Raw genomic sequence first — 22,034 nt, 5'->3', positions numbered from 1 at the left:
CATGTGGGTCCCTTCCCCCGGGCTCGCCTCACCGTCCGGCGCCTCCCGCGTACTCCGCCGCCCCGATCAGCGCCGCGTCCGCGCCCAGTGTGCCGGGGCGCGGCCTCACCGGAGTATCCCCGAGGCCGCTGCCGATGCCCGGCCCGACCAGGTCCCAGGACAGCGCCATGGCGCCGCCGATCACGACCGCCGACGCGCCGAAGTCACGTACGCACGGGGCCAGGACGGTGCCGAGCGCGCCGAGGGCGTCGGCGATGACCTGCCCGGCCCACCGCTCGCCCTCCCGCGCACGCGCCGCGATGTCCCGCACGTCCACGTCGTGGTCGCCGTAGCGGGCAAGGATCGCCCGCCGGGAGACGAAGCGCTCCAGCGGTGCGCCGGACCAGGTCATCAGGTCGATGCGGCCCTCGGGCGGCACCCCGGCACCCTCGCGGCACACCACGCCGTCCGCGAGGAACGCCGACCCCACCCCCGTGCCCAGGGTGATCCCCACACAGCGCCGATGGCCGACCGCGGCCCCCGCGTTCCACTCCCCGAGCGTGAACGCGTGCGCGTCGTTCAGGAACACCACGTCCGCGGGTCTGGGCCACACGCCGTCGAGCAGCACCGAGCGCACATCGATGCCGTAGAGGTCGTCGAACTTCCCCACGCCCTCGAAGCGGGCGATCCCCTTCTCGTAGTCGAAGGGTCCCGGCACGGCCGCGCCCCACACCTGGCCCGCGGGCACCTGGAGCTCCCCGGCACAGCGCACGACCGTGCCGAGTATGTGCTCGGCGTCGCCCCGCGCATCGAGCGGCCGCCGGATGCGGCGCCTCACCCGCGTGCGCAGCGGGTCCACCAGAGCGGCGGTGACATGGGTGCCACCGAGCTCCAGCACGGCTCTCACGAGGGCCCCGCACCCGCGGCACGGCGGTCGCGCACGAGCGCCTTCACCACCTTCGCCGGACCGCCCCGCGACTCCAGGCGGTAGCCGCCGACCGCCGCGGGCACCGTCAGCGTCTCCGCGTACGAGAGCGCGTGCCGCTCCCCCGCCGCGGTCAGCACGGTGACGCCCTCGCCCTCCACCACGTTCAGCACGTGGAAGCGGCCCGCCGTGTCGTCGGCGGCGACGGCGCCCGCGTCGAGCGCGTAGCGCCGCACCTCGTAGAACATCTCGTCGAGCGCGCCGAGCAGTTCCTCCCGCCAGCCGTCCCCGCGCCGCAGGACGCAGGGCTCCTGCACCAGGTCGCGCCGCACCGCGTCGCCGCGCCGCTCCGTCTCCAGGTTGGCCAGGCCGTGTTCGTAGGGCAGGGGGCGCGGCCGGCCGTCGGCGTCGGGGCGCAGCCAGTCGTAGAAGCGCAGGCTGTAGAGGTAGGGGGTCGCACTGATCTCCAGCACGAGGTTCCCGGCGCCGCTGGCGTGCGGGGTGCCCGCCGGGATCATGAAGAGCCTGCCTCGTTCGGCTGGGAAGGTCATGACGTGGTCCTCGGGGGTCATCGGCACCCCGTCGTGCGCGGCTTCCTCGATCTCCTTGCGGAACAGCGTGAGGTCGGCGTCCTCGCGCAGCCCGAGATAGACGTGTGTGTCCGCGCTGCCGAGCGTCATGTAGTACGTCTCGTGCTGCGTGTAGGACCAGCCGAACCGTTCCCTCATGTACGGCTCCTTGGGGTGGCAGTGCACCGACAGATTGCCGCCGCCCACGGTGTCCAGGTAGTCGAAGCGGATCGGGAAGGACGTACCGAAGCGGGCGCGTGACTCCCGTCCCAGCACCTCGTCGGGGTGCAGGACACAGAGGAGTTGAAAGGGTACCTCCGCCTGGGTCTGCGGACCGTGTCCGATGAGGATGCCCGCTTCGGGGGCGATGAGTTCGTAGCCGAGAGCGGTGTTGCGTGCGCCGGAATTGAATCCGAGTGCACGCTGTGCCCAATGTCCGCCCCAGGGTGTGGAGTTGAAGAACGGTCTGGTGCGCACGGGGTGCCGTGCGAGGTCGGCGTAGTTCGCCCGCAGTCCGTTCCCGTCGAGGAACACGGGCCGCCCGGGGTCCTGTACGTCCACCCAGCCGTCCAGCTGGCCGACGACCGCGTCACGGTGGCGGTCGAGCATCGGCCAGTCCACGTAGAAGAGCCGCTTCAACTCGCCCCGCTCATCGGGCAGTCCGAGGTTGTCCGCCTCTCCGGCCGCCACCGCGGCCTCCGCGTACCGCTTGGGCAGATCGGCGTACCAGAGCACGTCGTGCAGGACCAGGGAGGCGCCGGGTCCGTAGACGAGCAGCAGTTCTTCCGTGCCGCGGTCTTCGCGGGGGAGTTCGTCGAACAGGTCGGCCAGCGGATTCTCCGCGAGCCGGCAGTAGTAGGGGTCGTCGGCGTCCGGTGCGCTCATGGTGCGGCGCCGCACCACGGCCGGGGACGCGTAGCGCGTACGGACGTCGAGGGTGCGTACGGGCAGGGAGCACGCGGCGGCGAGGCGGTCCGCGATGGTCTCCCAGTCGGCGGCCGGTGGTCCCTCGACCGCCACGATCGCGGGTTCGGAGGGAAGCTGGGCGGCCACGGCCTCCCAGCCGCTGATCAGTACGGTCCCCGGCGCCGGGGGATATCGCGGGTCGAGCCGGTACACGCGTGCTCCTTCGTGCGGAGGTTCTTCGCTGGAGAATGCAGGGGGTTCGCTGGAAGACGTAGGGAGGATTCAGGGACGTACGAAGAGCACCGCGGTCGTACCGAGGGCGGGGACGTCGATGCTCAGCGCCCCTCCAGTCACGGCCAGTTCACCGCCCGCCGTGCCCAGGTAGTCCGCGCTGTGGGCGGACGCGACCGGGAAGTGGGCGCGCACCGGGCAGGCCACCGGCTCCTGCGCGAAGGACTGGAGCCGCAGCAGGACCTCGCCGGGCCGCGGCGTCGTGAGCCCGACCAGGCGGACCCGCGCGTCCCCGAGCCCGACGAAGGCGAGCGAGGTCTGCCCGCCGTCCTCGGCTCCCCTGGCCCGCACGGCCCGCAGCGGGCGGCTCCAGGCCGCCGCCGTCCGGGGGCCGAGCCCGTCGGCGGCCGGGGCGCAGGCCAGGCTGTAGCGGTAGGTGAACTCGAAGCCCTGCTCGCTGGGGAAGTTGGTGTCCCACAGGTTGTTGTGGATCCAGGAGAAGACGGTGGCGGGCTCGTCGTGCCCCATGGTCCTGGGGAAGGGCGCGTAGGGCAGGGCGATGTTGCCGAACTGCACGAGCGGCGCGTCCTGCGTGGACCAGGCCACCGCGAACCCGTCGTCGGCGAGGGTCACCCAGCGGCGCACGGCCCGCATGTGCAGGGCCGAACCCGGCACCACGGGAAGGGTGTTGCCCGTCAGGCCGCCGGATGCCTCCATCCGCACGACCGGCTCGTCGAAGGCGAGGGGGAACGCGAAGTAGGCGCTCTCCTTGCGCAGTGTCGCGTCCTTGTCGAGGCGGTTCTCGATGTCGAGGCGGGGCACGCCCACGGGCAGGGTGAGCGTGGTGCGCAGCCGGTTGGCCCCGGCCGGGCGGGTCTCGTACGTGATGGATTCGGCCGTAGCGGTGGAGGCGCGGGCGATGAGCGCGGCGGGCGGGGCGACGGCGCGGACGCCGAGGTGTTCGAGGCGGTCGGAGGCCGTCGTGCGGCTGGAGTTGTGGTTGAAGGCTCCGGCGGTGGTGTAGCTGTCGTGGATGTAGCCGTTGAAGCCGACGGTCGCGTCGGGGCGGACGAGCTCGCGGCCGGTCGCCTTGTCGACGACCGAGGCGATACAGGCGTGCGCCAGGTCCACGCGGACGGCGAGGTGCTCGTTCTCCAGGAGCGTCGGATCGGGCAGGGCGAGCGCCGCGGCGGCGGTCCGCGCCGGGTCGTCGCGCTCGGTGCCGCCGGTGGGGTTCCAGCCGGTGGCGGCCTTCACGACCGTGGTCCGCGTCCGCGCGTCGGCCCGCGTGGCGTCGGCGGTGATGTCCAGGCGCACGGACCCCGCGGGCGGCACCTCGTCCACGCGGACCAGCAGGAACCGTCCGGCGTCCCGGTGGTCGTCGTTGCTCTGCGGTCGTTCCTCGTGGTCGAGCCGGTGTCCGGCGCGGGCGTCGTGCACGGCGACCGGCTGCTCCAGCGGGACGCTGCTCTCCGGCAGGAAGATCCGTACGACGTCCGTGCGCGGCCAGGAGCAGGTGTTGACCACGTGGTAGGTCGCCGCCACGCCCGGCACCGTCGCGAGCCGCTGCCCGAGCCGGGCGCTCGCCCTGCCGAGAAGGGCGTTCCCGTCGTCGTGGGCGCGCATCGCCTGCCCGTACTTCCAGTGCCACTGGTGCTCGCCGCTGTGGCCGCCCTCGTCGCCGTGGGTCCATGGGTCGCCGGCGCCCCAGGTGTGCTCGTCGAAGAGCGACACCGCTTCGTAGACCCCGGCTGCGTCCGCGCTGTCTTCCTCCGCCCCCGTGGCGCCGAGGAGTCCGGCGAACGTGCCGATGGTCTGGGCGTCGGCGACCACGGACTGGGCGGTGCGGGCCAGGGACAGGGGCCTCGCACCCGAGCCGACTCCGTCGACCCACCAGTCGGTCCAGTCGCCCTCGAAGGACTGGATGGCGTCGCCGAGCCTGGCCTCGGCGTCGGTGAAGAAGTCCTCGTTGCGCGAGAGCCGCAGCTGGGGGTGGGCCCAGGTCTCGTTCCAGCGGCGGACGGTGTCGGCGATGATGCGCCGTGGCGGCGCGTTGTCGCCGAACTTGCCCTGGACGCGCAGGTGGAGCACGTCCCAGGGGTAGGGCTCGCGCTTGGTCTCCGTCTGGTCCATGGCCCAGCCGAAGATGCCGCCGCGGTAGGGGTACGGGTTGGTCGCGAGGGAGGCCAGATAGGCGGGAAGGAGGTCGTCGACGTCCGCGTAGTTGGTGTCGAAGCCGAGCAGCGGGCCTTCCATGTAGGCGAGGCCGTGCGGGGTGTCGGTGACCCAGACCAGGACGCTGTTGCCGCTGGGCGCGCGCCAGCGGAAGAGGCGGGGCAGCTTCTCGCCGCCGACCAGGTGGGGCACGGAGCGTCCGGCCCAGTTGTGCGCCACGGAGAGGTACTTGACTCCGGCGGCGGACAGCGCGTCGACCAGTCCGACGACTGCTCCGGGCACGTCGGTCTGCATGGCGGAGGTGAAGGTGACGCCGTGCCGGTCGCGCAGGTCGTGGGCGAGGCGCAGCAGTTCGTGCAGCTCGTCGGTGGAGCAGGTCTCGGTGTGCAGGTTGAACGGCAGCGCGGTCAGCTCGATGCGTCCCTCGCGCACGCGGCGCACGAACTCCTCGACCTGCTCGGCGGGGCGGGCCTCCGCCCACTGCCGGAAGGACCACAACGACTCGACGCACCAGCGGAACCGCGACTCGGCGGGCCAGTCGTCGGTGGCCCGGGTCAGCTCCAGGCAGGAGTCGAGGAAGGAGAGGTGCTCGGCCAGGACGTGGCCCTGGGGGTCGGTGTAGCCGATGTCGAGGTGGGAGTGGTGGACCAGGTGGAGGGTCCAGCGGCGCTGTGGGGTGAGACGCACGTCGATGCCCTCGGCGCCCTCGGGGGCGTCGGGCAGGCAGACGGTGAGGCGGGTCTCGGTGTCGACGGCGGGCACCATGAGGCGTACGGAGCCGCCGGGTCCGGCGAGCCGCTCGACGGGCAGCGCGGTCCCGGCCTCGGTGCGCACGGTGAACTCCCCCGGCAGGACCGACCCGTTGACGGCCTCGATCCGCAGCGACTGCGTGAGACCGCCGCCGTCCGCCGCCCTGCGCAGCAGTGGTTCCTCGGTGAGCCTCAGGGCGCTGTCGCCGAGGCTTCCCTCCGCGGTGACCACGGAGGAGCGCAGGCTGTCGCGTATGCGGTCGTTGTCCCAGTCGGTGGTGCGGACGAGGGCCCGTGTCGTCATGCGGTTCTCCCAGAGAGGGGCAGGTCAGCGGGCGGATGCGGTGACGCCGCGCAGGAACAGGCCGCGGAACACCAGGAAGAGGAGGAGCGTGGGCAGGGAGACGATCAGCGCGCCGGCCAGGATGACGGGCGGCCCGGTCGATGAGTAGGCGTTGTTGAGGGTGCTCAGGGCCGCCATCACCGGCTGGACGTCGGGGCTGCGACTGAGCGTGATGCCCAGGAGCAGGTCGTTCCAGACGGCCGTGAACTGGAAGATGAACGCCGCGGCGAGCCCGGCTTTCATCAGCGGTACGTGGATGCGCCAGAAGATCCGCCGGAAGGAGGCACCGTCGATGAGGGCCGCCTCAGTCAACTCCGGCGGCATGGTGGTCATCTGATTGCGGATCAGGAAGAACGCGAACGGCACGGCCCACGCGGCGTAGATCAGCATGAGCCCGAGCCGGGTGTCGTACAGATTGGCGTCCGCGTACAGGCCGAAGAGCGGCGCGAGGAAGATCTGGAGCGGGAAGAGCGTGCCGGAGTAGATCAGCCAGAACCAGAAGGCGGGCCTGGGGATGGGCAGGACGACGACGGCGAACGCCGCCATGGCCGCGATGAGTACGGCGGCCAGGCCGCACACCACGGCGTAGAGCAGCGAGGCCTGGAAGCTGTCGCCGATGCCCGCCACGTCCCAGGCGGTCTCGAGGTTCTCGACGAGGCCGAAGCCCTGGACGGTCCAGTCGGGCTTGCCGGTGTACTCGGCGACGGGCGTCAGGGCGTTGACCACGAGGAGGTAGAGCGGGATCAGCCAGAGCAGCACGCATCCGGCGATGAAGACATGGCGCACGGTGCGACCCATGGGGTGCCTCCTCAGGCCTTGGCGTTGGCGGCGCGGGCGTCGGCCTCGGGCATCTGGCGGCGCAGGTACATCCACGAGGAGGCGACGACGATCACCGACAGGACGAGGGCGATCGCCGATCCGTAGCCGATGTGGAAGAGCCGGAACGCCTCGCGGTACATGCTCAGGGCGAGGGTCTCGGAGGAGCGGGACGGGCCGCCCTTGGTGAGGATCCAGATCATGTCGAACGCCTTGAGGCTGTTCACGACGGCCATCCCGACCACGACGACGGTCACGGCCCGCAGCTGGGGCAGCGTGATGTACCGGAACATCCGCCAGCCGCTCGCGCCGTCCAGCTGGGCCGCCTCGACGGTGTCTTGGGGAATGGCCCGCAGCCCGATCGCGAAGAGGACGACGTTGAGCCCGGTGGCCTGCCACGTGCTGGCGACGATCATCGACAGCGTGTTCTGCGGCCATTCCAGGAGCCAGGTCTGCGCCCACGAGTCCAGGCCGACCCCGCGAAGTACCTGATTGACCGCGCCGTCGGACGTCAGCATGAAGTTCCACAGGACCGCGGTGGCGGCCGCGGAGATGGCGTACGGCAGCACGATGACGAGCTGCGCGATGCCGCCAAGACGCGTCCGGTGTGTGGCGACGGCGATGAGCAGTCCGGCCAGGACGGGCAGCAGCAGGGTCCCGGCCACCCACATCAGGGTGTTGAGCAGCGAGCGGCCGAACATGGGGTCGTCGGCGAGGCGCGCGTAGTTGTCGAGGCCGGTGAAGCTGCTCGTGAAGCCGTTGTCCTCGAAGAAGCTGTCGTAGACGCTGCGGAAGAACGGATAGACGAGCAGGACGCCGACGAAGGCGAAGGCGGGCAGCGCCCAGGGCAGCGCGGCGAGCGGTCCGCCGAGCCTGCCGTTGCCTCGGGCGGCCTGGTGCGGGGTGCGGGTCGGGACGCGGCGGCGTACGCGCACGGGCTTCGCGGCGGTCTCGGCGGGGGTCACGATCTCGGTCATGTCTCCTCCGCCTCCCGCCACACCCGCCATGCCTCGTCCGCGCGGTCCTGCATGGTCCGCAGCACCTTGCGGTGGGAGGACGGGTTCAGCAGGAACCCGGCCAGGTCGTCGACGGTCGCCTCGACGAGTTCGGGCGGCCCCTGTTCCCAGAAGCGGTTGAGCAGCCAGAGCCTGTCGCCGCGGACCTTCTTCGCGAGACCGGCGATCACCGGGTTCGGGGGCTCCACCTTCGGGTTGGGGCAGCCGTCCTGGAGGCTGTGCGAGAAGGCCTTCATGACGGCGGGGTGCATCCAGTTGCCCGCCGCTTCCAGCGCCTCCGTCCGGTCGGGGCCTTTGACGGTGGAGACGAGACCGCTGGACTCGAAGACGACGCAGGGGCGGGCCTTCGGGTCCGCCATGGGCAGGACGAAGGCGCCGAGGTTCTTGCCCGGCTTCGCGCCCGCGCCCACGAGGGTGGAGCCGAGCCAGGTGCCGCAGGGGACCATCCCGACCTTGCCGTGGACGAGGGCCGGGGCGGCGGAGGCGTGGCTCATGTCCATGGGCGTGAACCAGTCCTTGTCGAAGAAGGACTCCACGGTGCGCAGGGCGCGTTCGGCGCGCGGGTCGGTGTACCGCTCGCGGCCGTTCATCAAGTCCTCGTAGAACCGCGGGTCTTGGCGGCTGAGGATCTCCTGGAACCAGATGAAGGCGGGCCAGCGGTCGGCCGCCGAGCCGTGCAGCGGGCTGATCCCGCTCTCCTTGAGGCGCTCGCAGACGGTGAGGAAGTCGGCCCAGGTCCTGGGGGCTTGGAGGCGGTGCTCCTCGAACACCTCGATGTTGTAGAAGAAGACCCAGTACGCGAGGTTCATCGGCAGGGCGTAGACCCGCCCCCGGTAGGTGAACGCGTCCCGTAACGAGGCGTCGACCCAGCCCTTCCCGACGGCCCGGTCCCACTGCCGGGTCAGGTCGACGATGCCGCCGGTGCGCGCGAGGTCCTGGAGCCGGTAGCCCGACCAGTACTTGAGCATGTCCGGTGTCTTGCTGGTGCGCAGCGAGGACTTGACGACCTGCTCGAACGACTCCAGGGACGGGTTGACCTCCGGCACGAGGCGCAGGCCCGCCACGGACTTCATGGCCGCCCCCGCGGCGGCCATGGGCTTCTCCCAGGCGGCGCTGTCGCCGAGCACGGCGACCTTGCCGGGAGGCTGTCCGCCGGCGGTCGCGCAGGCCGTGGCGAGCGCTCCTGCGGCGGCCGCGGCGAGGACGGTGCGGCGGTCGGGCGCGGGGCCTGGCACCGGATGAAGGCTGTGACGACTACCTGACATGGGTGGCTCCCCCCAGGTGTGTGTCGGCCCGGTGTTAGCGTTAACACGGGCGTGATGGAGCTTCTCTATGCGGGGTTGGGATGTCAATGCCCCGCACGACGCCAAAACGCCTGTGACACAAGGGAGTTGGCGGCCCTCTCTGGTCCGCGGTCGGCGGCGATCAGCCCCGCTGGATGTTGGAGGTGTTGAGCAGGAACCCGCGTCGGCCGTCCTGGGTCTGCGCGACGAGCCCCTCGCCCCGCTGCTCGACCGCCAGGTACCACGTGCCGGGTCGCAGCTCCGCCACCTGTTCGAGGGCGCCGTCCTCACTCATCAGCGGGCGCGCGACCGGCACCGCGAACCAGAACGGCTCGAAGTCCGGATCGTCGGAGGCGGTCACCGCGTCGACAAGGCGCCGGGCCTCGCGCACGGCCCGCTGGGTGCGTCGCAGCGACTCGGTGTTGCTTCTGCCGTACGGACTGGGCTCCTTGCGCCCATCGGGTTCTTCGCTGACACCCCACTGGAGTTCCGAGACGTCGAGCAGAAGCCCGCGATGGCCTTCCTGGGTCATGGCGACAAGCGCTGTTCCGCGCCTCCCCACGGCCAGGTGCCAGACGCCCGAGGCCAGCTCCGCGATCGGCTGCAGCTTTCCGTCCTCGCCCATCAGCGGGCGCGCGACCGGCACCGCGAACCAGAACGGCTGGAAGTCGGGCTCGGGAGCGGCCGCCACCGCCGACGCCAGGCGTTGCGCGGTCTCGACGGTCTCCCGGGCACGCTGCTCCGCCTCTCGGCGCAACCCCTCGCTCTCCAGGCGCATCTGCTCCGCCCGCCGCTCCAACCGCGCGAGCCGCTCCTCCGCCTCCCGCTGCCGCAGGTCCAGGCTCGACAGGTCCGGCGGGGACGGTGCGCCGCGGGCCGCGGCCATGTTGCGGGCGATGGCGATGTCGCCGCCGAGATTGCGGTTGCGCTGCTGCGGCACCGGGCGGGACTTGGCGGTCAGCGCCCGCCGTACGTCCCGGTAGAGGGTGTCCATGTCCAGCGGATCGGGCTTGCCCGCGACTCCCTCGCCAAGGGTCGTGATGAGCTCGCCGGTGAACGCGGTGTACGTCTCGCCGGGCAGGGACAGCGCGGGGCGCGTCTCGGCGCAGGACACGATCACGCACGTCCCGTCGACGACGGCCTGGTCCGCGACGTGTGCGCTCGCGCTCATCTTGCCGACCAGGGCACGGCCGCTGTAGCAGCAGTCGAGGATCAGCACGGTGCGCCGGGCGCGGGCCCGCGGATCGAGCACGGCCCTGCGCAGGTACTCGTACCGCAGCCAGGTGTACTCACGTTCGCCGTCCGAGTCGGGCAGGGCCAGGTACAGCTCCTCGGTGTGCGGGTCCGTCAGACCGTGTCCGGCGAAGTAGACGAGCAGGGTGTCCAGGGCCCGGTGTGCCCGGTCCCGCACCACGTCAAGAACCCGTCCGGCGCTGCCCGGCTGGGAGATCACCGTGCAGGCACCCTCGGGAAGACCCCAGATGGCGGGGTCGGTCAGCACGGCTTGCAGCCCTTTCAGGTTGCGGGCGACGGCGGGCAGGCCTGCCAGGTGGGTGTAGTCGTGGACACCGACCAGTACGGCCTCGGAGCGGGCCGGATCCGACAGCAGCGCCACGGTTACTCGTCATCCCCGTCCGCCGGGGCGGGTGCGGGCGCCGGCTGCGGGGGCGGTGATGCGCCGGGGCCCTGGTTCCACAGCCGCAGGACCTGTTCGACGGTCTCCGGGGAACAGTCCCGCAGGTCGATCACGACGCCGTCCCGTTCGAGCCGCACCTGCGGCGGACGCGGACGCGAGCCCCTCCACGCGGCGACGGCCGTGACCAGGCCGCCCAAGGCGATGCTGTTGGCCAGGACGACGTTGACGAGGTCAAGACCGTCACCCATGCGTCCCTGCTCGGCCTGCCGCGTCCCGGTGGACACCCGGGCGTGACCGCGCAGTTCGGGCTCCGTCACCAGCCAGCGATACAGCGACAGCACGGACGCCGCGAACTCGTCGCTCTGTTCGTGGGCGCCCGAGGTTCCGTCGCCGAACGTGAGATTGACCTCCACGAGCCGGCCCCTTCCCCCTGAGGTGATGCGCGGTGCTCATCGTAGAACGCGCCTGGCGGGGGCACCGGGCTTTCCGGCGGCCTGATCGGGGCGTCCCGCCCGGCGGCGCGCTCAGGCGGGGATGGTGTCCTGGGGGGCCGGTTCGGGGAGGGACCGGGTGGCGGGGATCGGGGACGGCAGGAGCCACAGGATCGCAAGGACCGCGCCTGCCGTGCCGATCCAGAGCGTGGGGCGCAGACCTAGCGCCGCGCCCAGGGCGCCGCCGAGCAGGGCGCCCAGGGGGCGGAAGCCGTGGTTCAGGGTGCGGAAGGCGCCCATCACCCGGGAGCGGATGGCCTCGGGGATCAGCACCATCTGGAGGGACGCGGAGGCGATGTCGATGACCATCACGCCGACGCAGCTGAGGAATTCGGCGGCGAAGAGCGTCACGACGACGAGCGGCACCGGCCCGTCGGCGAGCGGTACGAGCACCAGGGGCAGGGTGAACACCACGGACCCGCACAGGATCGAGGGGCCGATGCCGAAGCGGGCCACGATCCTGCCGCTGCTCACGGCGCCGATCAGACCGCCGACGGCACCGGCGCTCAGGATCGCGCCGAGAACGCCCGCGCTCAGGCCCAGTTCGACCGTCACGTACAGCACGAAGAGCGTGTGGAACATGTAGTTGAAGAACTGGATGGTCCCCGACCAGGCGAACAGCGCCCGCATCGACGGCTCCTTGACCACCCACCGCAGGCCGGCCGTGAAGTGCCCCTTGCCGACTGGCGCGGGCACGGGTTCGACGGGGTCGATGCGTGCGAGGAAGCGGGCCGACGCGAGATAGGTGCAGGCGTCCGCGAGCAGGGCGAAGGGGGCGGTGAGGAACTGCACCAGAAGCCCGCCGATGCCGGGTCCGGCCAGCCAGGACATCGAACGGCTTCCGTTGACCAGCGAGTTGGCCTGCACATAGCGCTCGCGCGACACCAGCGCCACGAACAGGCTGTTGTTGCATGCCTCGAAGAGCACGGTCAGCGCGCCGATCCCGAAGGCCGTCACATAGAGCTGCGTCAGGGTCAGGACGTCGAGCAGATACGCGACCGGGAGCGACACCAGCAGTGCCGCGCGCACCAGGTCCGCGGCGATCATGGCGCGCCTCCGCCGGGCCTGCCGGTCGGCCCAGGCGCCCAGCGGGATGTTGAGGAGGAGCGCGGGCAGCAGCTCGGCCGCCTTCAGCCAGCCCATCTCGGCGGCGTCGGCGCCGAGGACGAGCACGGCGGCGAGCGGGATGGCGATCAGGGAGATCTCGTCGCCGACGAGCGAGACGGTTCGCCCGGTCCAGTAACTCCGGAAGGTCCGCTCGCGCAGCAGGGCGGGTATGCGCTGCCGTATCCCCGCCCCCGCCCACATTCCTGCCCCTGCCCCTGCTCTCGCCTTTCTCATGCTCCGGACTCCCCTTCCGGGTCCCCGCCCGTCCCCTCGTCCGCCTCGCCGTCGCCGTCCGGGGCGCCCTCGGGGATCTCGCGGTCCACGAAAGCGAGCCGCACCACGCTGACGGTGCGCGTGCCCTCGGGGCGCCGGGCCGGATCGGTCCCCCGGTCCTCGTAAGGCCGCAGCAGCGCGTCGATGCGCTCGCCGATGTCGGTCAGCTCCTCGGGGGTGAGGTGCAGGAGCGAGTCGCTGAACTGCTCCGCCTCCTGCCAGGCCCGCGGCAGCGTGTGGCGCTTCTCCATGGCCCGGGCGGCCCGATCGAAGTACCGCCGGGCGACCGCGGCGGACAGTGCGTCCGACGCTTCGGCGACGGACGGGTCCTCGCTGTAGCCGGGCCAGTCGGTGAACCGGGCTGTCGCCCGCCACGGCTTTTCGCGCCCCCGGCCGCCGGGGGCCTCGTCGACGAGTCCGTACTTCGCCAGTATCCGCAGGTGGTAGGAGCAGCTGGCCACGGATTCGCCGGTCAGCTCGGCGGCACGCGTGGCCGTGAAGGGACCGCTCTGCCGCAGCAGGCCGACCAGGGCCATGCGCGTGGGGTGGGCGTAGGCCCGCAGGGCCCGGGGGTCGGTGAGCTGAATGCTGCGCTCGGGGGGGATGGGGTTCTCCGGAGTCTCGTCCACCATATAAAGCTATCTTTAGAAAGACTCCTTTACAAGGATGCGCCGACCGGCTCGGTCCGAGTGGCGGCGCCCCCTCCCCCTGCGCACCATCGAGGAAAACCGGCGGAAGGGGCCGCTTCGTGGCCAAGGACAAGAAGGACTCCAAGAAGGACAAGAAGAAGCGGGGCAAGGAGGCCGGAAAGCAGTCCGGCAAGGCCTCCGCCCCCGCCCCGGCCCCGCTCCGCGAGCTGCTGCGCATCCCCGAGGGCGAGCGGGTGAAGCTCGCCTCGTACGCGGCCGACGCGACCCCGGCGGGCCCGGCGGACAAGGCCGCCGGAGTCCTGGCCACCGCCCGGATGGGCGAACAGCTCGCCGAGCTCCAGGAGCGCCTCTACGCGGCGAGCACCGCGGGCGACCGCCGCCGCGTGCTTCTCGTGCTCCAGGGCATGGACACCAGCGGCAAGGGCGGCACGGTCAAGCACGTCATCGGCCAGTTCAACCCCTCCGGCTGCCGCATCAGGGCCTTCAAGTCGCCCACGCCGGAGGAGCTGAGCCACCCCTTCCTCTGGCGCATCACGCAGGCACTCCCGCTGCCCGGCGAGATCGGCATCTTCGACCGCTCGCAGTACGAGGACGTCCTCATCGCCCGCGTCCGAGAACTGGTCCCGCCCAGCGACCTCGGCCGCCGCTACGGCCGGATCAACCAGTTCGAGCAGACCCTCGCCGAGGACGGCGTCACCGTCATCAAGTGTTTCCTGCACATCTCGTACGAACAGCAGCGGCGCCGACTGCTCGAACGCCTCGACAACCCGGACAAGCACTGGAAGTTCAACCCCGGCGACATCGCGGAACGCGCCCTGTGGCCCGCCTACCAGGAGGCGTACGAGATCGCGCTCGAACGGTGCTCGACGGCGCACGCCCCGTGGTACCTCATCCCGGCGGACCGCAAGTGGTACCGGAACTGGGCGATCAGCAGCCTGCTCCTGGAGCACCTGAAGATGCTCGATCCGCAGTACCCGAAGGCGGGCTTCGACGTCGGCCTGGCCAGGAAGCAGCTCCTGGGCGACGGCTCCGCACAGGCACAAGATCGGACAGAAGTTACCTCTAGGTATGCAGTGACTTAATGCGCCAGTAGCAGTAGAACTCGTTCCCATTCCTACGAGAGTGAGGAACGTCACATGAGTGGCACTACCACGCGCATCACTGCCCCAGAGGGCGTCACACGGCGAAGATTCATAGCTGGAACCGGTTCTATTCTGGGAGCCGTCACCCTCTCCGCCCAGGCCATCCCCCCGGCCTCCGCCCAGCCGGACGCGACGGCCGCGGCCGGACCCATCGGCGACGGGGCCCGCGTCCCCGTCCTGGTGATCGGCACCGGGTACGGCGGCTCCGTCGCCGCCCTGCGCCTGGCCCAGGCGGGCGTCGACGTCCACATGATCGAGATGGGCATGGCCTGGGACACCCCCGGCTCCGACGGCAAGATCTTCGCCCACACGACCTCGCCCGACGCCCGTTCCTTCTGGCTGCGCACCAGGACCAAGCAGCCCCTGAGCAACTTCCTCGGCTTCCCGATCGACAAGGACATCCCCCGCTACACCGGAATCCTGGACGCCGAGGAGATGGGCGGGATCATCGTCTACCAGGGCCGCGGCGTCGGCGGCGGCTCACTGGTCAACGGCGGCATGGCGGTCACGCCCAAGCGCGAGAACTTCGGCGCCGTCCTCCCGTCGGTCAACGCCGACGAGATGTACTCCACCTACTACCCGCGGGCCAACGCCGGTCTCGGCGTCAGCACCATCGACCCGGCCTGGTTCGACAGCGTCGACTGCTACCAGTACTCGCGGGTCGGCCGCAAGCACGCCCAGCGCTCCGGATTCCCGTTCCTCTTCGTGCCCGGCGTCTACGACTGGGACTACATGAAGCAGGAGGCGGCGGGAACGGTCCCCAAGTCGGCGGTCGCCGGCGAGATCCTCTACGGCAACAACCACGGCAAGAAGTCCCTCCAGAAGACCTACATCGCCAAGGCCACCGCGACCGGCAGGGTCACCATCTCCCCGCTGCACAAGGTCACCACGGTCTCCCCCGCGTCCGGCGGCGGCTACACCGTCGTCATCGAGCAGCTCAACACCACCGGCACCACCACCGCCACCAAGACCGTGACCGCGGACAGGGTGTTCTTCGCCGCGGGCAGCGTCGGCACCAGCAAACTACTCGTCAAACTGAAAGCCACCGGCGCTCTGCCGAACCTGAACGGGGAGATCGGCAAGGGCTGGGGCGACAACGGCAACGTCATGTGCGGCCGCGCCAACCACATGTGGGACGCGACCGGCAAGGTCCAGTCGGCCATCCCCACCGGCGGCATCGACAACTGGGCGGCCGGTGGCGCGTTCGCCGAGGTCGCGCCGCTGCCCACCGGGATCGAGACCTACGCCTCGTTCTACCTGTCGATCACCAGGAACCCGAACCGCGCCTCCTTCTCCTGGAACGCGGCCGCGGGCAAGGCCGAGCTGAACTGGCAGACCGCCTGGAAGCAGCCGTCCATCGACGCGGCCAAGACCATCTTCGACAAGATCAACTCAAAGGAGGGGACGATCTACCGCACCGATCTGTTCGGCACGTACAAGATCTGGGGCGACCATCTCACCTACCACCCGCTCGGCGGCGCCGTCCTGAACAAGGCCACCGACAACTACGGCCGGCTGCACGGACACCCCGGCCTGTACGTCATCGACGGCTCGCTGATCCCCGGCAACACGAGCGTCAACCCGTTCGTCACCATCACGGCGCTCGCCGAACGGAACATCGAGAAGATCATCGCGACCGATCTGTAGCCACGGCCCCTCGGCGCCGGGGCACTGCGCGTCAGTGCCCGGGCAGGACGCACACCGCATCGAGGCCGAGCACGTGGTTGAGCCGGCCGAACGCCAGCCAGGAGCCGATGCTCATGCTCAGCTCCACGATCTCGCGCTGGCTGTAGTGCGCGGTCATCCGCGTCCAGAACTCGTCGTCGAGGCCATGGTGATCCAGGGCGTACCGCTCGGCGTACTCGGCGGCAAGACGTGTCCGGTCGTCGAAGGCGTCGGTGGTGCGCCACTGGGTGACCGCTTCGGCGAACTCCTCCTCGACCTTCTGGCCCTCGCGCTCGGTCCGCCAGTCGAGGCAGAACAGGCATCCGTTGATCTGCGCGACGCGCAGCCGCGCGGCCTCGAACTCCCGCAGCCCCAGTGTCGTGTGCTCGTACACCGACAGCGAGAAGTTCGCGGCGGCCATGCCGATCCCGGGGACCATGTCGCCCCACACGTACCCGATCGGCTCCTGGCCCTCGGGGATGTCGATGTGCATCGAGCTCATTGCTTGCTCCTTCCGAGCTTGCCGGTCGCGGGACGCAGCGGGACGTCGAGCGCGTCGTAGAGTCCGGGTTCCGCGGCCACGAGCCAGTCGATGGCGCCGACCAGCCGGCCGACCGCGGTGGCGTTGCCGCCCGCCGACCGGTTCTCGCCCTCGTCGGTGGCCTCGACCGTGACCTCGATGCGCGGGCGGCCCTCGACGATCACGCGGTGCGCGCCCGCGCCGTCGGGCGGCGACGGCCAGTCCGGTGCGCAGGACGGGTGGATGCGGGTGATGTGCTCGATGACGATGCGAGGCTCTCCCCCGACGATGCCCTGCACCTCGAAGCGCACCGCGCCCTGGGTGCCCGCCGCGAAGTCGCCCATCGTCCGCGTGCTCACCGAGGTGTCGAGCGCGCGCCGCTCCAACGTCTCGCGGATGTCGTCGAGTTCGGCGCCGAGCGCCCTGGCCATCAGCCGTATCTGGCCGCCCCACACCATGGTCGGGACGGTCTCGGCGAGCATCAGGGGCTCGTAGTCCATCGGATGCCCCATGCCGATCAGGTGGCGTACGGAATCCTCCTGGTCGTACGTGGAGTAGTCGAAGATCTCCTGGCAGCGGATCGCGTCGACGGTGCTGCCAAGGCCGCTGATCAGCAGCGGCAGGACGTCGTTGCCCCAGCCGGGGTCGACGCCGGACACGAAGAGGGAGCCGCCGCCGTCCGCGATGGCGGCGAGGAGCGGATCGCGCAGCTCGGGCGGGGCGTTGCGCTGGTCGTAGAGGGCGTACAGCGCGGGGGTGACGACGACGGCCCCGGCCCGGATCGCGCGGCCGACGTCGGCCAGGGCCTCGTCGGGGCGGATGTCGCCGGAGGCCGCGTACACCACGGCCTGGGGTGATGCCGCGAGGACGGCGTCGATGTCGTCGGTCGCCGCGACGCCGAGACGTTCGTCGAGCCCGGCGAGGTCGGCCGCGTCGCGGCCGACCTTGTCGGGAGTGTGGACGAGCACGGCGGTGAGCTTCAGCGCCGGGTGGGCCTCGACGGCACGGATGGCCGCTCGGCCGACATTTCCGGTTCCCCAGACAACCGTGGAAATCATGCGGCGGAGGGTAACCAGAGGGCGTATCAGTTCATAGGGCCATGACCGGAGAGATTTACGTCGAGGACGCGGGTCATGGACGGCTGCCCTAGCGGATGTTGACGTCGATGCACGCGTAGAAGGCGTTCGAGGTGTCGCCTATGTTCCAGACCGCGAGCACCTTGTGCCTGCCGGTGGCGCTGCCGAGGTTGACCTGGTGCGAGACGGTGGCGGGTGGCTGCTGGTTGCCGCCGTCGATCGTGGCGACCTTCGTGCCGTCGACGAAGTACTCGTAGTTCGCGGTGCGGTGCCGTGCGGTGAACGTCCAGGTGAAGGTCTGCGTCCTGCTCACGTTGCTGACCTTCCACCCCTTGCTGTCGTCGTTCAGCTCCGCGAACCGCGCGTTGCCGCCGTTGCAGCTGCGCAGGCCCTTGGGGCCCTCGACGCTCTGCGGTTCGTACTTGATGTCGCCGCACGCGATGGTGCGCGCGGCGCACTGCGCCTGGCGGCTGGCCGGTGCGTTGACGTACCCGTGCGCACTGGCCGAACCGGTGGGCAGCGTGAGCGCGAGGACCGGGGCGAGGCCCGCACCGATCATGGCGGCCAACTTCCGCTTCCTGTGCATGCGTGACTCCTTCACGGCGCTGTGAGTGGGGGGCGTGCGTGAAGTGCTGAGGCCAGATGTTCTCGTTGGCCGATTAGTCCAGACCATAGACTTCGGCGAGCCTCGGTCAAGGCCGCTTTCGGGCCACGTGCGGGCGGCGCGGCGGGAGGCGCCGCGGGAGGCGGCTACGCCGTGCGGCGCAGGTGTGCCGAGAGGTGGTGCTGCAGCGGCTGGCCGACCGCTTCGAGGTCGTGGACGAAGGTCAGTTGGCCGTCGTCGGTGAGCGTGTAGCGGCGGCGGGTCGCCTTGACCTCCTTGGCGGTGGGGGTGCGGGCCACCTCGCTGGTGGAGAGGTCGATCGTGTTGCCGGCCGCGTGGCCCACCGCGATCTCGGCGATGCCGGTGGGCTGGGTGATCAGCGCCTCCACCCGGCCGTCGGGCTGTAGCCGCCACCATCCGCTCTCCCGGGCCGAGGGCCGCAGCGGTGCGTCGTCGGCGTCGAGGAGCCAGGCCCGTGCCTCGTACCGGAGGAAGGGGCGGCCGTCGTGGCTGAAGGTGACCTCCTGGGCGTACGTGAAGTCGGCCTCCAGGGTCGGGTACTCGCCCTGGCCCCGCCCGTGCCAACTGCCCAGGAGTCCGAGCACGGGCGTGAGCAGCGCGTGCGGTGCCGGTGCCTCGTCCGGCCGGTGAGCGTCGGGGTACGGGTGCTGCGCCGGTGCGGGGTCGAACACGGTGTGCGCTCCAGGGAGTCGGGGTCGGTGCCTGGAGGAAGCCTAGGGGTCCACGGGGGCAGGGGTCCGACGGCGACGGCAGCGGCGGGGCCCTCACCGGCGGTGGCCGAAAAGTTAGGGTAACCTCATCGACCGGCCCGACTGTGGCGGAGATCGCGCCCCGCATCACGTCCAAGTCCCGCCGCCCTCAAGGGAGTTGGCAGTTGGAGACCGCAAGGTGACACGGAGCAAAAGGGCCCGTCCAGCCCTTCTCGTGGCTCTGCTCTGCACCGCCCTGGCCGCGCTCTGCGTCCTGTCGATCGCCCTCGGTGCGGCGAACGTTCCGCCGGACCAGGTCGTGCGGGCGCTGTTCGGCCACGCGCCCAGCCGGCTCGTGGAGAACATCGTCTGGTCGGCGCGCGTGCCCCGCACCACGCTCGGCCTCGCGGCGGGCGCGGCCCTCGGTCTCTCCGGCGCGCTCATGCAGGCCCTGACCCGCAATCCGCTCGCGGACCCGGGCATTCTCGGTGTCAGCGCAGGTGCCTCCTTCGCCATCGTCCTGGCCGTCGGGGTGCTCGGCGTCGGCTCGTTCCACGGGTACGTCTGGTTCGCCTTCGCGGGCGCCCTGGTGGCGAGCGTCGTGGTCTATCTCCTATGCAGGCTGGGCCGCTCCGGTCTGACGCCGGTCAAACTGGCGCTCGCCGGCGTCGCGGTGACCTCGCTGCTCTCCTCGCTCACCAGCGCGATCGCGCTCACCGACCCCGACGCCCTGGACCGCTACCGCTTCTTCTCGGCCGGTTCGATGGCCGACCAGGACGGCGCGACGGTCCTGCGCATCCTGCCCTTCATCGCCGTGGGCGCGGCCCTCGCCCTGGCGTGCGCACCGGCCCTCAACAGCCTGGCCCTTGGCGACGACGTGGCGGCCTCGCTGGGGCGGCGGCTCGGACTGGTCCGGCTCCAGGGCGTCGCCGCGGTCACGCTGCTGACCGGCGCGGCGGTCGCGGTGATCGGTCCCGTCGTCTTCATCGGGCTGATCGTCCCGCATGTGGCGCGCGTGCTCGCCCAGTCGGCGGGGATCGGCCCGGACCACCGCTGGCTGCTTCCGCTCTCCGCGGTGCTCGCCCCGTGCCTGCTGCTCGCCGCCGACATCGTCGGACGGGTCGTCGCGCGCCCCACCGAGATCCAGGCGGGCGTCGTCGTCGCCTTCATCGGCGGCCCGTTCTTCATCGCCATGGTCCGCCGACGCCATCTGTCGGAGGTATGAGCATGAGTGCTCCGAAGACCGCGCTCGGCTCCTCTTTCCGCACCTACCGGCTGACCGTGCCGCCCGTCTCCGGGGTCCTGCGCCCCCGGCTCGTGGCGCTGGGCGCCGTACTCGCCGTCGTCGGCTTCCTGCTGTTCTGCTGGGGCCTGTCGATCGGCGACTATCCGATCGCCATCGCCGATGTCGTACGTGCCCTGGCCGGTTCCGGCGACCCGGGCACCGTGCTCGTGGTCCAGGAGCTGCGGCTGCCCCGCGCGCTGGTCGGGCTGCTCGCCGGATTCGCCTTCGGCGTGTCCGGGGCGCTGTTCCAGACCATGACCCGCAATCCGCTGGCCAGCCCCGACATGATCGGCCTGACCCAGGGCGCGGGCACCGCCGTCGTCGCGGGGATCGTCCTTGGCTGGGGCGGCGGCCTGGGCACGCAGGCCCTCGGGCTGTTCGGCGCGCTGGCCACGGCGCTCATCGTGTACGCCCTGGCCTGGCGCCGCGGCGCCACCGGCTACCGGATCATCCTGGTCGGCATCGGGGTGGCCTGGATCTGCACCAGCGCCACCGACTATCTGGTGGCCAAGGGCGGACGCTTCCAGGCACAGGCCGCCCTGGGCTGGCTGGTCGGCAATCTCAACGGCCGTACGTGGGGCCAGGTCGGGCCGCTGGCCATCGCCCTCGCGGTGCTGCTGCCGACGGCGCTGCTCCTCGGACGGCTGCTGCGCACCCTGCAACTGGGCGACGACGTGGCCACCGGGCTCGGCACGCGCGTACAGCCGGTGCGCCTGGCCGTCCTGCTCACCGGGGTCGGGCTCGTCGCCTTCGCCACCGCGTCCGCCGGGCCGGTGGCCTTCGTGGCGCTCGCCGCACCGCAGATCACCCAGCGCCTGGCCCGCACCGCGTGGCCGCCCGCCCTCGCATCGGGGCTGACCGGGGCCGTGGTGGTCCTCGGCAGCGACCTCGTCGCCCGCGCCCTCGTCCCCGGCACGGAACTACCGGTCGGCATCGTCACCGGCGTGCTTGGCGCGCCGATCCTGCTCTGGCTGCTCGTCCGCGCCAACCGCGCGGGCTCAGGAGGTTGATCCCCATGTCGGCTGACTCCCTGTCGACCGACCCCGTCCCGGCGGGCCCCGCGCCGGCCACCGACGTGGACCTGCGCGCCAGTGACCTGCGCCTGTCCTACGGCAACCGGCTCGTGGTGGACCGTCTGGACCTGTCCGTCCCGCCGGGCCGGATCACGGCCATCGTGGGCGCCAACGCCTGCGGCAAGTCCACCCTGCTGCGTGCCCTGGCCCGGCTGCTCGCGCCCCGCGACGGCGCCATCCACCTGGACGGCCGCGCCCTGCACTCCATACCCAGCCGCGAACTGGCCCAGCGCCTGGGCATCCTGCCGCAGAGCCCGGTCGCCCCGGAGGGTCTCACCGTCGTCGACCTCGTCAACCGCGGCCGTTCACCGCACCAGACCTGGTGGCGGCAGTGGTCGAAGTCCGACGAGCGTGCCGTCCACGAGGCACTGGCCGCGACCGGCATGACCGATCTCGCGGACCGTCCCGTCGACGAACTCTCCGGCGGGCAGCGCCAGCGCGCCTGGATCGCCATGGCGGTCGCCCAGGGCACCCCCGTCCTGCTCCTCGACGAGCCGACGACCTATCTCGACCTGGCGCACCAGATCGACGTGCTCGACCTGATCACCGACCTGAACCGCCGCGAGAACCGCACCGTCGTGATGGTGCTGCACGACCTCAATCAGGCCTGCCGCTACGCCGATCACGTCGTCGCCATGAAGGCGGGGCGGATCGTGGCCGAAGGCACCCCGGCCGAGGTGATCACCGTGGACGTCGTGCGGGACGTCTTCGAGCTGAAGTGCCGCATCACACCGGACCCCGTCAGCGGGACTCCGCTGGTCATTCCCATGGGCCGTCACCACGGCGAACCAACTTAGGGTAGCCTCACCT

At 71.2% G+C, this 22,034-nt stretch carries 19 protein-coding genes; 5 read left to right on the top strand and 14 right to left on the bottom strand.

Annotated features, from left to right (window positions below):
* Positions 1–28: 28 nt before the first annotated feature.
* From ACIGXX_RS09340 to ACIGXX_RS09295, 10 genes are all read right to left on the bottom strand, one after another.
* A complete protein-coding gene (locus ACIGXX_RS09340; RefSeq protein ID WP_351161465.1) occupies positions 29–886 on the bottom strand; it encodes an ROK family protein in 858 nt (285 codons plus the stop codon).
* Positions 883–2,592, bottom strand: coding sequence for a class I mannose-6-phosphate isomerase (locus tag ACIGXX_RS09335; RefSeq protein ID WP_399974141.1), 1,710 nt, complete (start codon positions 2,590–2,592; stop codon positions 883–885). The genes ACIGXX_RS09340 and ACIGXX_RS09335 overlap by 4 nt, the downstream gene beginning before the upstream one ends.
* 69 nt (positions 2,593–2,661) lie before the next feature.
* The gene (locus tag ACIGXX_RS09330) at positions 2,662–5,838 is read right to left on the bottom strand and encodes an alpha-mannosidase (protein ID WP_399974138.1); all 3,177 of its coding nucleotides are present in this window, start codon (positions 5,836–5,838) and stop codon (positions 2,662–2,664) included.
* Between the two features lie 24 nt (positions 5,839–5,862).
* Complete coding sequence (locus ACIGXX_RS09325) at positions 5,863–6,675, bottom strand: carbohydrate ABC transporter permease (RefSeq protein WP_361461192.1); 813 nt, start codon at positions 6,673–6,675, stop codon at positions 5,863–5,865.
* Between the two features lie 11 nt (positions 6,676–6,686).
* Positions 6,687–7,670 (bottom strand): sugar ABC transporter permease, encoded by a 984-nt coding sequence (locus tag ACIGXX_RS09320; protein ID WP_366462807.1) that lies wholly within the window; start codon positions 7,668–7,670, stop codon positions 6,687–6,689.
* Positions 7,667–8,944 carry an ABC transporter substrate-binding protein gene (locus ACIGXX_RS09315; protein WP_399974132.1) on the bottom strand — a complete coding sequence of 426 codons (1,278 nt, stop codon included), beginning with the start codon at positions 8,942–8,944 and terminating at the stop codon, positions 7,667–7,669. The genes ACIGXX_RS09320 and ACIGXX_RS09315 overlap by 4 nt, the downstream gene beginning before the upstream one ends.
* 190 nt (positions 8,945–9,134) lie before the next feature.
* Positions 9,135–10,607: a caspase family protein gene (locus tag ACIGXX_RS09310; protein ID WP_399974129.1), complete on the bottom strand. Its 1,473-nt coding sequence runs from the start codon at positions 10,605–10,607 to the stop codon at positions 9,135–9,137.
* 2 nt (positions 10,608–10,609) lie between these two features.
* Complete coding sequence (locus ACIGXX_RS09305) at positions 10,610–11,041, bottom strand: hypothetical protein (RefSeq protein WP_351161446.1); 432 nt, start codon at positions 11,039–11,041, stop codon at positions 10,610–10,612.
* 111 nt (positions 11,042–11,152) lie between these two features.
* On the bottom strand, positions 11,153–12,460 hold the full coding sequence (locus ACIGXX_RS09300) for an MFS transporter (RefSeq protein ID WP_399974126.1): 1,308 nt from the start codon (positions 12,458–12,460) through the stop codon (positions 11,153–11,155).
* Positions 12,457–13,131 (bottom strand): helix-turn-helix domain-containing protein, encoded by a 675-nt coding sequence (locus ACIGXX_RS09295; RefSeq protein WP_399974123.1) that lies wholly within the window; start codon positions 13,129–13,131, stop codon positions 12,457–12,459. Before ACIGXX_RS09295 ends, ACIGXX_RS09300 begins: the two co-directional genes overlap by 4 nt.
* 116 nt (positions 13,132–13,247) lie before the next feature.
* On the opposite strand from ACIGXX_RS09295, the gene ACIGXX_RS09290 reads away from it, so the two are divergent.
* Both ACIGXX_RS09290 and ACIGXX_RS09285 read left to right on the top strand, forming a co-directional pair.
* Positions 13,248–14,231, top strand: a complete 984-nt coding sequence (locus ACIGXX_RS09290; RefSeq protein WP_399974120.1) for a PPK2 family polyphosphate kinase — start codon at positions 13,248–13,250, stop codon at positions 14,229–14,231.
* 54 nt (positions 14,232–14,285) lie between these two features.
* The gene (locus ACIGXX_RS09285) at positions 14,286–15,938 is read left to right on the top strand and encodes a GMC oxidoreductase (RefSeq protein WP_351161438.1); all 1,653 of its coding nucleotides are present in this window, start codon (positions 14,286–14,288) and stop codon (positions 15,936–15,938) included.
* A gap of 31 nt (positions 15,939–15,969) precedes the next feature.
* Here ACIGXX_RS09285 and ACIGXX_RS09280 read toward each other — a convergent pair whose 3' ends face one another.
* From ACIGXX_RS09280 to ACIGXX_RS09265, 4 genes are all read right to left on the bottom strand, one after another.
* A complete protein-coding gene (locus ACIGXX_RS09280) occupies positions 15,970–16,449 on the bottom strand; it encodes a carboxymuconolactone decarboxylase family protein (RefSeq protein ID WP_351161712.1) in 480 nt (159 codons plus the stop codon).
* Positions 16,450–16,454: 5 nt separating this feature from the next.
* A complete protein-coding gene (locus ACIGXX_RS09275; RefSeq protein WP_399974116.1) occupies positions 16,455–17,534 on the bottom strand; it encodes a dihydrodipicolinate reductase in 1,080 nt (359 codons plus the stop codon).
* A gap of 88 nt (positions 17,535–17,622) precedes the next feature.
* The gene (locus ACIGXX_RS09270; protein WP_351161432.1) at positions 17,623–18,138 is read right to left on the bottom strand and encodes a lytic polysaccharide monooxygenase auxiliary activity family 9 protein; all 516 of its coding nucleotides are present in this window, start codon (positions 18,136–18,138) and stop codon (positions 17,623–17,625) included.
* A gap of 164 nt (positions 18,139–18,302) precedes the next feature.
* Positions 18,303–18,848 (bottom strand): FABP family protein, encoded by a 546-nt coding sequence (locus ACIGXX_RS09265; RefSeq protein WP_351161429.1) that lies wholly within the window; start codon positions 18,846–18,848, stop codon positions 18,303–18,305.
* Between the two features lie 217 nt (positions 18,849–19,065).
* Between ACIGXX_RS09265 and ACIGXX_RS09260 the strand changes: the two genes are divergently transcribed.
* The 3 genes from ACIGXX_RS09260 to ACIGXX_RS09250 are packed head-to-tail and all read left to right on the top strand — an operon-like array spanning position 19,066 to position 22,021.
* Positions 19,066–20,091, top strand: a complete 1,026-nt coding sequence (locus ACIGXX_RS09260) for a FecCD family ABC transporter permease (protein ID WP_399974111.1) — start codon at positions 19,066–19,068, stop codon at positions 20,089–20,091.
* Positions 20,088–21,161, top strand: coding sequence for a FecCD family ABC transporter permease (locus tag ACIGXX_RS09255; protein ID WP_399974108.1), 1,074 nt, complete (start codon positions 20,088–20,090; stop codon positions 21,159–21,161). The genes ACIGXX_RS09260 and ACIGXX_RS09255 overlap by 4 nt, the downstream gene beginning before the upstream one ends.
* Positions 21,162–21,166: 5 nt before the next feature.
* Positions 21,167–22,021 (top strand): ABC transporter ATP-binding protein, encoded by an 855-nt coding sequence (locus tag ACIGXX_RS09250; protein WP_361461213.1) that lies wholly within the window; start codon positions 21,167–21,169, stop codon positions 22,019–22,021.
* Positions 22,022–22,034 lie beyond the last annotated feature (13 nt).

Source organism: Streptomyces sp. NPDC055243, from assembly GCF_044544025.1.
Lineage (GTDB): Bacteria > Actinomycetota > Actinomycetes > Streptomycetales > Streptomycetaceae > Streptomyces.
The sequence above is the reverse complement of the archived record's forward strand: the minus strand, read 5'-3'. Positions and strand labels throughout refer to the sequence as shown.